Here is a 13822-nt window from a genome sequence, read left to right as displayed (position 1 = left end):
TCCTTTCCCGGGGCGGCGTCCCTGCCGGGACGCCGCCCTGCCTGCCGGTGGTGCCCGCCGCTCAGCGGCCGATCACACCGTTGACCGCACCGGTCTCGGTGCCCCACACCTCTTCGTCCTCGGCCAGCCAGGTGGTGCGCTGACGGTCCTTCTCGCCCTGGCCCGCGCCCATGCCACCGCCCATGCCGCCGCCCATCGGCGGCATCATCGGCATCCCGCCGCCGCTGGTGGACACCGACCGGCCGCGCATCGCGGCCTGCTCCTCGGCCGCCAGCGCGGAGGCCTTCTGCATCGCAGCCTTCTCCGCCGCGGCCGACTCGGCGGCCGCGGCGGCCGCCGTCCTGCCGCCCGGGGCCAGCCCGCCGCTGTTCTCGATGGCCTGCGAGCTCAGCCCGCCGCCGGATCCGACCAGCTTGGGCAGCGAGCCGCCGGAGGGGATGCCGCCGGAGCCGCCCACTCCCCCGACGCCGCCGAGGAGGCCGGCGTAGGAGCCCGGGCCGCCGGAGCCGGAGTCCGAGCCCCCGCCGGAGCCGTAGTCGCCGAAGGAGGAGCCGAGGTCCAGCTTCCAGTCGTCGCCGCTGGACGGCGGGCGGATGCCGCCGCCGCTGCCGGTCCCGCCCCCGCCGCTGCCGCTGCCGCTGCCGCTGCCGACCATCGCGTCGATGGCGTGCTGGCGGTCGGTGTAGCGCTGGGAGATGTCGGAGATCGGGCGGCCGGTGGAGTCCAGGAGGGTGCCGTCGCCGGCGATGGAGCCGCCCTTGGGCAGCACCACGGGGTTGCCGTCGCGGTCCAGCACCTCCTTGTCGTCGGGGCCGATCACCGTCCCGTCCTCGCGGACCCTGGAGCCCCTGGGCACCTTGGCGTTCTGCCCGTAGATGCCGCCGCCCGTGCCGGGCGGGACGTCCGAGCCCGGCGGGACGACGACGGGCTTGCCGTCCTTGCCGATCACCTTCTGGCCGTTGGCGTCGTACACCTGGCCGTCCTTGCCGATGTAGCCGCCGGGGGGCAGCAGCACCGGCTTCTTGTCGGCGCCCAGGACGGGCTTGTGGTCCTTGTCGAGGATGGGCGTGCCGGCGCCGTCGCCGATGCCGCTGCCGCCTCCCCCGCCGGGACCGATGACCGGGGGCGGCGGGGGCAGGTGGGTCTTGGAGTCGCCGCCCTTGCCGTCGCCTCCCTTGCCGGCACCGCCGCCGCTGCCACCGCCCAGGTCGAACTTGCTGCCGGAGCCGCCGCCCCCGCCGCCGCTGCCGCCGCCCAGGTCGATGTTGCCGTCACCGCCCTTGCCGTCACCGCCCTTGCCGTCACCGCCCTTGCCGTCACCGCCGGTGCCGTCGCCGGTGCCCGGGCCGGGGGGCGCCTGGGTGGGCAGGTCCAGGCTGATGTTGACATAGCCGCGGCCGAAGTCCGTGACCAGCTGCTTGTAGGCGGTGTTCAGGGCGTCCGTCGGGTCGGTCCCGCCGCCGGTCCCGCCCTTGCGCGCGTCGAGGTACACGGCGGCGTTGGAGCGCCAGATCTCCTTCGCCCGCTGCTCCAGCAGGACGTAGAAGGAGTCGTGCAGGGCGTCGCCGAGCGTGTTGGAGGGGATGGCCGTCGCGTTCCCGGAGGCGTCGATCGTCGGCGTGACGCCCCTCAGCGCCTCCTCCAGGGCCTGGTAGATGGCGTGGGAGGGCCACAGGGTCCCGGAGTCCCACCACTGCTGGTGGACGGTGTAGAGGCCGGTGACCGTCTGCGGGATCTGGTCGGCCGCCGCTTCGAGGTCGTGCGGGTGGTTCACCGTGTCCAGCTGGAGGCGGATGGTCTCGATCTCCAGCGCGTACCGCTTGAGCAGCATCTTGAACTCGCCGGCCGCGTCGCCCTGCCAGTTGCTGTCCGGGCCGTCGATCAGGTCGACCCACTTGTTCACCCGCGGGTACCAGGTCTCCAGCCACGTGCCCACGTCCCGCAGGCCCTGGGCTGCGGCCCGCAGGCTCCGGGGGTCGATCGCGGCGTTGCCGCCGCCGGACGCCAGCGGGCTGAAGATCCCCTCGTGCTGGTGGATGAACTGGGACAGCGGCTTGTCCGTGTCGTTGCCCCAGTCCGTGTAGTTGACCGGGATCCCGACCAGGATGTGGCTGTGGCTGCCACTGCTCCGGGTGAAGTTCCACGCCCACCAGACGTCGGGCTTGCTCTCGCCCTCCTTGGCCATGTCCGTCTTCCCGACGTCGGACTTGTCCCCGAAGTAGAAGTCGGCGCCGGTCTCGCCCTTCTTGACCTGGTCCGTCCTGATCCAGGACTTGGCCCCCGTGGGCAGCTCCGCGACCTTGGTCCGGTCCACGATCTTCTGGTCCGGGCCCGCGAAGAACGTGAGCACCTGCTCCCAGCTCACGGCCATCAGTGCCCCCACATGCTCGGTACGGTCAACTACTTTTTCAGCTACCCGACTTGGGCGCGGTGGCGGTCGACACCTTGGTGAGGACCTCCATCATCTCGGCCGCCGTCATGGCTTTCTCGTGGGCCTCGTCCATGATCGTCAGCGTCAGCTGGATCTTGATCTGGGCCTGACGCATCTGGGCCTTGAGGGTGCCGAGGTCGGTGGCCAGGCCGGTGGCCAGGTTCTTGAAGTCGAGGACGACCGAGTCCGCGAAGAAGTACTTGTTGCCCACCAGCAGCGAGTTGCCCGTGTCGTTCAGCATCCCGGCGTAGCGCTGCATCACGTTGTAGCCGGGGTTCTGGTTCAGGTCGTCCAGCAGGCCGCCGATCTCCGTGTTCGCGAAGTACTGGAGGTCGTCCTTGTCGACACTGAGCGTGTGTTCGTAGTTCGGCGGCTCGGGCGTCGCCATCAGCCGACGCCCGCGGCGGCGCGCTTGTCGGCGTCGCGCAGCAGGCCGTGCATGGTCCTCAGGGTGCCGGCGGCGGCGGAGATGTCGTTGGTCATCTCCGACTCCTGGGCGTCGAGCATCAGCCGGAAGTCCCGGGCGGCGGTGGCGAGCTGGCCCTGGAGCTGGCCCTCGGCGCTCTGGAGCGCGGTGCGGAGGTTCTCCATGGCGTCGTGCATGGCGCCGCCGGCCGCGGCCAGCGCGTCGGCGGCCTCGTCGATGTTGGCGTGGTTGAGCGTGATGTGTCCGTCGTTCGCGGCCATCGGTTTCCCCTCGGGTCGGTGGTGCGGGTCGGTGGTGCGGGTCGGTGCCGGGCGGCCGGCTGCTACTTGGGGTTCAGGCCGTTGCTGATGTCCAGGCTGAGGCTGGAGGGGCCGGCGCCGTTGACGGTGGCCAGGGCCTCCGAGTGGGCGGTGTTGATGGTGTTGTGCCCGGCCGCGAAGTTCTCGTGGAAGGTGCTGTAGGCGCTGTTGAGCTGCCGGTAGCGCGTCGTCCAGTCGTTGATCTTCTGCTGGTAGGCGTCGCTGCAGGCGGCCTGGAAGTGCTGGTGGATCTCGGTGTTGATGTCCTGGATGTTCGTGCAGGCCCTGAGCATGGTGTCGATGTGGCTCTGCAGGGTCGCCAGGGTCTGGCGGACGACCGTGTCCTCTGTCTGCAGGGTGTTCACCATCGGGGGCTCCTCTCCGTCGGCCCGGCGCGGATGCCGGGTTCATTTCAGGTCAACGGCGCCGTGTCGGCGGCCGGTTCACCGCGGGCAGGCAGGTGCGGGGGCGGCAGGCGCGGGGGCGGCGGGGGCGCCGGTGAGGGCGGCCGGGTCGAGGCTCGGGCCGGTGGGCAGCAGGGTCAGCAGCGCCTCGGGGACGCCCGGCGGGGCGGCCTCGCCGTAGCCGAGCTGCTTGGCGACGGCCGGTGAGGGCAGCGGGTACTTCACCCCGGTGTCGGTGACCAGGTACAGGGTGGTGCCGGTGCCGGCGGTGGACAGGGCGCGCACCAGGGCGCCGCCGCCGGGGCGCACCGCGATGGTGTCGGCGGTGGCGCAGGGCGCCTCGACGCCGGGCTGGACGGTGGGGGCGGAGCCCTGCAGGGCGGTGTCGTCGACGAGGGTGACGGCGGTGATGGGCCCGGGGTCGCCGGGGCGCAGTTCGGCGCAGACGTCGCGGCCCTGGGGGGCGGTCAGGAGTTCGGGCACGGTGGTGGGCAGGGCGGTGGCGGCGTTGGCGGCCGGTGCGGGGGGTGCGCTGTGGGCGGCGAGGTCGGCGGCGCCCACGGCGGCGGGGGTGACCGCGGCGCCCTGGTAGGCGCTCTGCTGGGTGCGGAGGTCGTTGCGCAGCAGTTCGAAGGCCATCGGGGTGAGCGGGGTGAGTCCGGCGGCGGTGAGGAGGTAGGGGTCGCCGTTGGGGCCGGTGAAGAGCTGTCCGACGCGGGTGGGGCGGGTGGCGAGGTCGGGGCCGGGGGTGCCGCGCTGGTCGAGGTCGGGGGCGGCGAGGTCGGGGCCGGCGGGCAGGGCGTTGAGGAAGGCCTGGGGGACGGGCTGGGCGGTGGCGGCGCTCTGGCCGAGGGCCTGGCGGGCGCCGTTGCGGGTGTCCAGGCGCAGGCGGCGGCCGTGCCACAGCAGGTGGGCGGTGCCGTCGGGGGCGGTGACCAGGAGGGCCTGGTTGTCGGTGAGGGCGGTGCCGCGGGCGGCGGGGTCGACGGCGAGGGCGAGGTGGGGGGTGCGGGTGCCGGAGGGGCCGGGGCGCAGGGCGGCGCAGGCGAGCCAGGGGGCGGTGGTGAGGCGGCCGGGTTCGGGCAGGCCGTCGGGGGCGCCGAGGATGCCGAGGGGGGTGCCGCGGGGGGTGCCGGCGAGGGAGTGGGTGCTGACCTGGTCGACGGTGAGCTGGTCGCCGGCGATGAGGCGGGCGGTGGTCTCGTTGAGCAGGGGGTGGAGGGTGCCGTCGAGGTAGAGGTAGCGGGCGCCGCTCTCCTTGACCAGGACGAGGGTGCCGGGTTTCTTCCAGCCGGTGGCGCCGCCGGGGACGAGGACGCCGTAGACGGCGGCGATCAGGCAGGCGAGGACGGCGATGACGGTGCCGGTGACGATGCCGCGGGAGGTGCGTCCGGTGGGGGCGTCGGGGGCGTCGGGTTCGCCGCGGAGCATGCCGGTGGCGAGACGGCCCATCACGAACAGGTGGGCCTGCACCTGGTCGCGCTTCGACTGCATGGCGTGGTTCTCCTCGGGGCGGGGCGTCGGGTCGGCTCGCGCGGGCGGTGCGCGGGTGCGGGTGGCGGCGGGCTTCAGCCGGAGATGGCGCGCAGCCCCTGGTAGGCGCCGGCGGCGGCGAGGGCGAGCGGGAGCACGCTGACGGCGGCGAGGGTGTGCAGGAGGTCGGCGGCGCGGCCCCAGTAGGGCAGCAGGCGCCGGCCGGGGACGGTCCAGGAGACGGCGGCCAGGACGGCGGCGGTGGCGACCAGGGCGGCGAGCAGGCCCGTGCGCTCGGCGGTGGACCGGCCGGCGGCGAGGTGGGCGGTGAGCAGGGCGGGGCCCAGGACGCCGGGGACGAGGACGGCCAGGCGCTGGGGGATGCTGCCGATGCCGCGGGCGTGCAGCAGGAGCAGGAGCGCCAGGGCGCAGGTCAGGGCGGTGGGGGCCCAGCCGTCGCGGCCGGTGAGGGTGACCAGGCAGAGGGCGAGGACGGGGGCGAGGGCGAGGTGGAAGGCCGTCAGGAAGCCGTCGGCGACGGCGCTGCGGGAGCGCACGGAGGCCGCGGGGACGGCTTCGATGCCTTCCTGGAGTTCCTCGGCGTTGCGGGGCAGGGCGGGCAGGCGCAGGCCGGACAGGCGGAAGCACAGGCCGGGCAGGAAGGAGGCGGTGGCGACGGGCAGGACGGCGAGGACAGCGGCGGTGGCGGGGGCGGTCAGTCCGCCGAGCAGCAGGGCGCCGGCGGTGGTGACCTGCAGGGCGAGCAGGACCAGGCCGAGGAAGAGCGGGGCGGCGCAGCCGACGGCGGCCATGGCGAGGACGGCGGCTCCGGCGCCGGTGCAGCCGCCGGCGAGCAGGCGGGCTCCGGTGGCGGAGGGTCCGGTGCCGGTGGTGAGGAGGGCGCCGGCCAGGGCGAGGTAGGGCACGGCGGTGGCGCCGAGGGCGGTGCCGGCGCCGGCGTCGCCGACGGCGCGGGAGGCGCTGAGGGCGCCGAGGAGCAAGAACAGGCCGGTGACGGCGGCGGCGCCGGCGCGCAGGTGGGGCGGGCCGGGCAGGAGGAGGAGGGCGAGGCCGCCGGCGAGGGCGGTGACGGCCAGGGCGAGGGCGACGTGGTGGGTGAGGGCGGGGCGCCAGGTGTCGGGGCGTTCGCGCATGCCGGTGGCGACGCCGTCGGCGAGGTCGTCGTAGTGGACCTCGGGCAGGGGGTCGCGGCGCGGGCGCAGGTGGAGGTCCTCGCCGTCGTGCAGGCCGAGGGCGTCGGCGCCGAGTTCCTCGTCCAGGGGCGGTTCGCCGAGGCGTTGGAGGATCCAGCCGTCGTGTTCGGTGCCCCGTTCCTCCAGGTCGTCGCCGGCGTGGGCGAGGACGGCGGGCAGCAGGTCGGCCAGTGGCACGTCGGCGGGGACCGCGAGGTCGAACACCGCTTCGGGTGCGTGGAACCTCAGTCGGCACAGTCCGGCGACTGCGGTCCCGTTGGCGCTCCCGTTCAAGGCTCTCCTCACGTCCGTACGGCCTGGGCCGTCCGCCCCGCGGGGGCGGTCTCCTTCACCCTGGGCCACGGGCGGCGGGGGCCGCGGGGTTCACCGGCGGGTGGCGGGTTCCGTACGGCGGGTGAACCCGGGGCGGGGCGCCGTCCGTCGTCCTGGGCGGACGGCGCCCCGGACCGCGGGGCCTTCGCGGCCGTCCCCCCTGGTGCGAGGAGCCGTTGCGTTGAGTGTGGTGCTGGTCGACCGTCCGCCTCGGCGTCCTGGTCCGGCGATGCCCGACGGCGAGATCCAGTTGCAGGAGCCGCCGGTCCTGCCGGAGTCGCAGAGCGGCATGTCGAGCATGATCTCGATGGCGCCGATGGCGTTGAGTTCGCTGTCGATGGTGTTCGTGTTCCTGCGTCCCGGTGAGGGCGGCGGGGTGCTCGGCTACGTGGCGGTGGGCATGATGGGCCTGTCCGCGGTGGGCATGCTGGTGACCTCGCTGATCCGCGGTTCCAGCGACCGCAAGCGGGAGTTGCGGGCCGAGCGGCGGGACTACCTGCGGTACCTGTCGCAGATGCGCCGGCAGGTGCGCGGGCACATCGTGCGCCAGCAGGAGGCGCTGGCCTGGCGGCACCCGGCTCCGTCGACGGTGGCGTCGCTGGTGCGCACCTCGCGGCTGTGGGAGCGGCGCAGCGCGCACCCGGACTTCGGTGACGTGCGGATCGGGGTGGGGCACCAGCGGCTGGCGGTGCGGCTGGCGCCGCTGTCGACGAAGCCGGTGGAGGACCTGGAGCCGTTGTGCGCGCACGCGCTGCGGCGGTTCATCCACGCCTACGGCACAGTCGCGGACCAGCCGATCGCGGTGTACGTGCGCGGGTACGCCCAGGTGCTGGTGCGCGGTGACGACCGGGAGGCGGCGCGGGCGCTGGCGCGGGCGATGCTGGCGCAGCTGGCGCTGTTCCACGCGCCGGACGAGCTGCGGATCGCGGTGGTGACGGACGCGGAGCACCGGGAGCGGTGGGAGTGGGCGAAGTGGCTGCCGCACGCGCTGCACCCGGTGGACACCGACGCGTTGGGGCCGGTGCGGCTGGTGGCGGGGTCGCTGGCGGAGCTGGAGCAGGTGCTGGGGGCGGAGTTCGCGGGGCGCGGGCCGTGGGAGCCGGAGGCGCAGCCGGGCCGGGACGAGCCGTTCACGGTGATCGTGCTGGACGGTCCGCAGGCGGGTGCGGGCAGCCGGGCGGCGCTGGCGGGGTGGCGCAACGCGGTGCTGCTGGACCTGGGTGACGCGTTGGAGTGGAAGCCGTTGCGGCACCGGTTGCGGCTGCGGATCGAGGAGGGCCGGCTGGCGATGGTCGGCGCGGACCGCAACCACCGTGACGAGGTGACGGAGCTGGGGCGGCCGGACGCGTTGTCGCTGCCGGCGGCCCGTCGGCTGGCCTCCCTGATGGCGCCGTACCGGCTCGGGGACCAGGTGGAGGCCGGGGAGCCGCTGGCGGGTGACTTCGATCTGGCGTCGCTGCTGGGCATCCGGGACCTGCACCGGCACGACGTGGCGCTGAGCTGGGCGCGGCGCGGGATCGCGGACCGGCTGCGGGTGCCGCTCGGGATCGCGGCGGACGGCACGCCGGTGGAGCTGGACATCAAGGAGTCGGCGCAGGGCGGCATGGGTCCGCACGGGATGCTGATCGGGGCGACCGGGTCGGGCAAGTCGGAGCTGTTGCGCACGCTGGTGCTGGCGCTGGCGCTGACGCACTCCTCGGAGGTGCTGAACTTCGTGCTGGTCGACTTCAAGGGCGGTGCGACGTTCCTGGGGCTGGACCGGCTGCCGCACACCTCGGCGGTGATCACCAACCTGGCCGACGAGGCGGCGCTGGTGGACCGGATGCGGGACGCGCTGCACGGTGAGCTGGTGCGCCGTCAGGAGCTGCTGCGGGCGGCGGGCAACTACAGTTCGCTGCTGGACTACGAGACCGCGCGGGCGGGCGGGGCCGATCTGGAGCCGCTGCCGACGCTGTTCGTGGTGGTCGACGAGTTCTCCGAACTGCTGGCCGCGCACCGGGACTTCATGGAGCTGTTCATCATGATCGGCCGGCTGGGCCGGTCGCTGGGCGTGCACCTGCTGCTGGCCTCGCAGCGGCTGGACGAGGGCCGGATGCACGCGCTGGAGTCGCACCTGTCGTACCGGGTGGGGCTGCGGACGTTCTCGGCGATGGAGAGCCGGGGCGTGCTGGGGGTGCCGGACGCGTACCACCTGCCGTCCCAGCCCGGCAACGGGTTCCTGCGCAGCGACATCGCCACCCTGACCCGGTTCAAGGCCGCGTACGTCTCCGGGCCCTACCGGGCGCCGCGGCCCGCGGCCGTGCGCCGGCAGGCCGCGGCCGGGCAGGTCGCCGCGTACGGCACCGGGTACGTGGCGCCGCGTCAGCCCGTCCTGGTGCCGGAGGAGCCGGAGGTGGAGGAGGAGCAGGAGAGCGGCAGCCTGCTGGCCATCGCGGCCGGGATGCTGCTGGACGCGGGGCCGCCGGCGCACCAGGTGTGGCTGCCGCCGCTGGGGGTGCCGCCCACCCTGGACCAGTTGCTGCCGCCGCTGGCGCCGCACCCGGAGCACGGGCTGACCACCGAGGGCGCGGCGGGCCGCGGCACGCTGAGCGTTCCGGTCGGTGTCGTCGACCGGCCCTTCCAGCAGGTGCGCGACCTGCTCACCGCCGACCTGTCGGGGGCGGGCGGGCACGTGGGGATCGCGGGTGGCCCGCAGAGCGGCAAGTCCACCCTGCTGCGGGCCCTGATGACGGCGCTGGCGCTCACCCACACCCCGCGCGAAGTACAGTTCTACTGCCTGGACTTCGGCGGCGGGACGCTGTCCTCGCTGCGCGGGCTGCCGCACGTGGGCGGGGTCACCGGGCGGCACGACCCCGAGCGGGTGGTGCGCACGGTCGCGGAGGTCAACGCGATCCTCGCGCGGCGCGAGCAGCGCTTCGCCGAACTCGGCATCGACTCCGTCGCGGCGTTCCGCCGGATGCTGGCGGCCGGTGAGCTGCCGCAGGAGGCGCACGGCGACGTCTTCCTGGTGATCGACGGCTGGAACACCGTGCGCCAGGAGTTCCCCGACCTCGCTCCGGTGCTGACCCTGATCGCCCAGCGCGGCCTCAACTACGGCATCCACCTGGTCGTCGGCACCACCCGCTGGGGCGAGGTCACCGGCGCGCTGCGCGACCTGCTGGGCACCCGCTTCGAACTGCGCCTCGGCGACCCGGTCGACTCCGCGATCGGCATGCGCGTCGCGGGGACGGTGCCCAAGGTCCCCGGCCGCGGTCTGACCGTGGACGAACTGCACTTCCTCACCGCGCTGCCCCGGATGGACGGCAACGGCGCCACCGACGACCTCGGCGAGGGGGTCGCGGACCTGGTCGACGCCGTCGCCGAGCACTGGACGGGGCCGCGCGCGCCCGAGGTCCGGATGCTGCCGCTGCAGCTGCCCGCCGCCGCGCTGCCCGCGCCCGAGGGCCGGCTGCGCGTCCCGCTGGGTCTGCAGGACGTGTCGATGGACACCCTGTGGCACGACTTCGAGGACACGCCGCACCTGGTGGTCGTCGGTGACAGCGAGTCGGGCAAGACGAACCTGCTGAAGCTGGTCGCGGCCGGCATCACCGGCGCCTACCGGCCCGACGAGGCGCGCATCATGCTGGTCGACTACCGCCGGGTGCTGCAGGGCGCGGTGCCGGAGGAGTACCGGCTCGGGCACGCGGTCGCCGTGGACGTTCTGCGCCAGATCGTCGACGGCGCGGCACGGGCGATGGGCAACCGGCTGCCCGGCGCGGACATCCCGCCCGAGCGGCTGCGGCTGCGGGACTGGTGGGAGGGCCCCGAGCTGTTCATCCTGATCGACGACTACGAGCTGGTCGCCGGCTCCCCCGGCGGGATCGCCGCCCACCCGTTCGCACCGCTGCTGGACCACCTCGCGCAGGGCGCCGAACTGGGCCTGCACCTGATCGTGGCGCGCAGCGCCAACGGCATCGGACGGGCCTCCTCCGACCAGCTGCTGCGCAAGCTGGAGGAGGTCAACACCCCGGCGGTGCTGCTGTCCTGCCCGCCGAGCGAGGGCTTCCTGTTCGGCAACACCAAACCCCGCACGTTCCCGCCCGGACGGGCCCTGCACATCACCCGGCGGCGCACCGTGCAGGTGCAGACCGCGGTCCTCGACGACGCCGACGGGGCGCAGCGGTGAGCGCCGGGAGCGCGCCGGTGCGGCGCTGGCTGGCCCGTCACCGCGACGTCCCGGCGCCCGCGCCCGCGCCCGCGGTGCTGCACGAGGCGGGCCCGCACTTCGTCATCGCGCCCGGCCCGGCGCAGGGCGCGGCCGGCGGGACGGCGGACGGGACCGAGGCGACGGCGGTGCTGCCGGCCGACCTCGCCGACGCGCTGGCCCTGCTGCCGGCCGTGGTCGGCACCGTGACGGTGCTGGCGGCGGCCGCCGACGCGCAGCCCGTCCTGCTCGCCGGCCTGGACGAACTCGCCCGCACCGCGGCCGCCCGCCGGGCCGCCACCCTGGTCCTCGCGGCCTCCGGCCTCGCCGCCGGCCAGGCCGACGGACGGCGGCCCGCCCAGCGGATCGCCGAACTCGCCGCCACCAGCATCGTCGCGCCCGACGGCGTCGTCACCCTGCGGCCCGACGGGACCCTGCTGAGCGGCGGCGCCGAGGACGGCGAGCCGTCCTCCTGGTGGCTGTTCACCCCGGCGGGGCGCACCCGCCGGCTCGGGCCGGTGTGGCCGCTGCCGGAGACGGCGGCGGCGATGGCGGGCGCGGCGGCGGCGGTGCCGGTCGCGGCGGGCGCGGTGCCGGTCGCCCTGCCCTCCCCCGCAGCCGCGGCCGCACCCGCACCGGCACCGGCACCGGCACCGGCACCGGCGGCCCTGCCCGCGTCGGCGGCGGGCACGGCCGTACCGGTCACGACCGGCCCGACAGCCCCCCGGACACCGCCACCGCCCGCGCCCTCCCCCGTGGCGGGCGGCGACCGCGACCCGTTCGACGGGGACCCGCTGGTGACCGTGCTGCCGCGCGGCTACTGGTTCCGCGACGAGCCCGCCCCCGACGTTCGGCCCGGCCTGCCGGCCCGAACCACGGCGACGCCGGGCACCCTGGTCCTGGTGGTCGGCCACCCCGGTGCGCCGCTGCCCGAGGCCGCCGGCGTCGCCGAGCGGCTGCGCCGCGTCCACCCGGCCCCGGACGACCTGCTGGTCAGTGCGCCCTGGGCGCCCACGACGGCCCTGGTCACCCTGGCCGCCGCCCTCGCGGCCGAGCTGGGCCACGACGTCCGGGCCGCCGTCGGCCTGCCGATGCGCACCGGGGACGGCTGCTCCGCCCGGATCCTGGACGCCGACGGCATCCCCGGCTGGGAGCCGTGGCTGACCGAGCTGACCGCTTCCCCCGGCCGCGGCCGGGTCGTCGCCTCGGCGTGGCGTCCCCTGCCCGACGGCACCACGTCCTGCGGCCCCGCGCTCTACCGCGCGCCGGTGGCGGGCTGGTGCCTGGAGGCGGTCCCGGCCGGCCTGTGGCTGCGCCCGGAGGACCCACCGCTGGGCCACGGCCCGCGGCTGCTCGACCCCGACCCGGCCCGTCCGGTGCTCATCGCGGGCGTGACCGACCGTACGGTGCCGGCGGAGGTGCTGGCCGCCGTGGACGGCCTGCTGACGGCGCTCACCGTCCCGGGCGCGGCGGTACCGGGGCTGCTCCTGAACGCGGGCCCCGCGCCGGAGACCGCCCGCCCGGCCGTGCCCGGCCGTGCTCCGCTCCCCGACGCACCGGACACCGAGCCCGAACCCGGGCCGTCGGTGCCACCCGCCGGCCCGGACCCGGACGGCGCCGACACCGACCCCGACACCGACCCCGGCTTCCCGGAACCGCCCACCTGGGCGGCCACCTCCGCCGGCCCCGACACCACGACCGGCACCCGGGAACCCGCCCCCGCCCGTACCCCGCTCCCCGACGCACCGGACACCGAACCCGACCCCGGGCCGTCGGCGCCACCCGCCGACCCGGACGGCGCCGACACCGACACCGACCCCGGCTTCCCGGAACCGCCCACCTGGGCGGCCACCTCCGCCGGCCCCGACACCACGACCGGCACCCGGGAACCCGCCCCCGCCCGTACCCCGCTCCCCGACGCACCGGACACCGAACCCGACCCGGAACCGGAGCCCGAACCGGCACCCGTCGGTCCGGGCGCCGGGCCCGCCGCCGTGGAACCCGCCGTCCCCGAACCCGTCCCCGAACCCGTCCCCGAACCCGAACCCGTCCCCGTCTCCGTGGACCCCACGGCCGGGCCGGCCGGCGGCACCGGCAACGGCGGCACCGACGCCGGCGACACCGAAGGCACCGCCGTGTCCCGGCTCGTCGCGCCGGACGGCGCGTTCCCCGCCGGCCGGCCGTCCACCGCCGCGGAGCGGGCGGCGTTCCGGGCCCTGCTGGGCCCGCACTTCCACCGCTACGCCAGCCGGGCCGAGCAGGTCGCCCTGCGGTTGCCGGCGCTGCGGTCGCAGGCCCGTGACGACCTGAAGGACGACCTCGCGGCGGTCTACCTCCACCACGCGGACACCGGACTGCCCGCGTCCCGGGCCGAGTTGGTGGCGGCGGCCCGCCGGCCCGGCGGTGCCGGGGCGCTGGACCCGTACCTGGCGTGCCTGGGTTCCGGGCTGCGCCGGCTGCCCAACCACCGGGGGCCCGTGCTGCTGGGCGCCGACGCGGACGAGGAGGTGCTGCGGCACTACGTGCGGGACGCGCTGCTGACGGAGCCCGCACCGCTGGTCGGGACTCCGGAGGCCGATCTCCTTCCGGGGACGTCGGCGGAGTTCCTGGTGTGGTCGGCCACCGGCCGCCGGACGTCGGTGATCGCCGAGGACGGGGACCCGGAGGTGGTCTTCCCGCCGGGTGCGCGTTTCCTCGTCCTGGACGTCCTGCCCGGCGCCGACGAACGTCCGGCCAGGGTGCTGCTGCGCGAGGCGGACGCCGTTCCCGCCGCGGACGGGGCGGCGGCGGAGCGCAACCAGCAGGCCCGGGTCCGGCTGCTCGCCTGGCAGGCCCGCCGCGATCAGCTGACGCCCGATCAGCTGCGCCCGCCGGCCCGTCCGGAGCGGCTGGGCCTGACGCCGGGGGTCGCCACCGGCTGAGGCCCCGGGGGTCCCCCGGCCGGGAGGCCGGGGGCGCGGGGCGGCAGGGCGGCAGGGGGCAAGCAGCCACGCCCCTGTCAGATGTCAGGGACCGCCCGGGGCGCCGCGTTCCTAGGCTGACGGGCACCGGTCCGGCCGATCGCCGGGCCCCGTACCAG

Annotated in this window: 8 protein-coding genes; 2 read left to right on the top strand and 6 right to left on the bottom strand. The window is 75.8% G+C overall.

The features are described from left to right. Window positions 1-61: 61 nt before the first annotated feature. The 6 genes from ACIRST_RS25660 to eccD form a co-directional block, all read right to left on the bottom strand. The gene (locus ACIRST_RS25660; RefSeq protein ID WP_402804593.1) at window positions 62-2371 is read right to left on the bottom strand and encodes a hypothetical protein; all 2310 of its coding nucleotides are present in this window, start codon (window positions 2369-2371) and stop codon (window positions 62-64) included. Window positions 2372-2408: 37 nt separating this feature from the next. Continuing rightward, the gene (locus ACIRST_RS25655; protein ID WP_350519402.1) at window positions 2409-2819 is read right to left on the bottom strand and encodes a hypothetical protein; all 411 of its coding nucleotides are present in this window, start codon (window positions 2817-2819) and stop codon (window positions 2409-2411) included. After that, the gene (locus ACIRST_RS25650; protein WP_350519401.1) at window positions 2819-3118 is read right to left on the bottom strand and encodes a hypothetical protein; all 300 of its coding nucleotides are present in this window, start codon (window positions 3116-3118) and stop codon (window positions 2819-2821) included. The genes ACIRST_RS25655 and ACIRST_RS25650 overlap by 1 nt, the downstream gene beginning before the upstream one ends. Window positions 3119-3180: 62 nt before the next feature. Beyond that, on the bottom strand, window positions 3181-3525 hold the full coding sequence (locus ACIRST_RS25645; protein WP_402804591.1) for a hypothetical protein: 345 nt from the start codon (window positions 3523-3525) through the stop codon (window positions 3181-3183). A gap of 75 nt (window positions 3526-3600) precedes the next feature. Then, a complete protein-coding gene (gene eccB / locus ACIRST_RS25640; protein ID WP_402804589.1) occupies window positions 3601-5055 on the bottom strand; it encodes a type VII secretion protein EccB in 1455 nt (484 codons plus the stop codon). Window positions 5056-5129: 74 nt separating this feature from the next. Further along, window positions 5130-6521: a type VII secretion integral membrane protein EccD gene (eccD, locus tag ACIRST_RS25635; RefSeq protein WP_350519398.1), complete on the bottom strand. Its 1392-nt coding sequence runs from the start codon at window positions 6519-6521 to the stop codon at window positions 5130-5132. A 268-nt stretch (window positions 6522-6789) separates the two neighbouring features. On the opposite strand from eccD, the gene eccCa reads away from it, so the two are divergent. Both eccCa and ACIRST_RS25625 read left to right on the top strand, forming a co-directional pair. Then, window positions 6790-10725: a type VII secretion protein EccCa gene (gene eccCa, locus ACIRST_RS25630; RefSeq protein ID WP_402804585.1), complete on the top strand. Its 3936-nt coding sequence runs from the start codon at window positions 6790-6792 to the stop codon at window positions 10723-10725. Beyond that, complete coding sequence (locus ACIRST_RS25625) at window positions 10722-13664, top strand: hypothetical protein (protein WP_402804583.1); 2943 nt, start codon at window positions 10722-10724, stop codon at window positions 13662-13664. Before eccCa ends, ACIRST_RS25625 begins: the two co-directional genes overlap by 4 nt. Window positions 13665-13822: the final 158 nt, after the last annotated feature.

The organism is Kitasatospora sp. NPDC101447, assembly GCF_044767225.1.
GTDB lineage: Bacteria > Actinomycetota > Actinomycetes > Streptomycetales > Streptomycetaceae > Kitasatospora.
The sequence above is the reverse complement of the archived record's forward strand: the minus strand, read 5'-3'. Positions and strand labels throughout refer to the sequence as shown.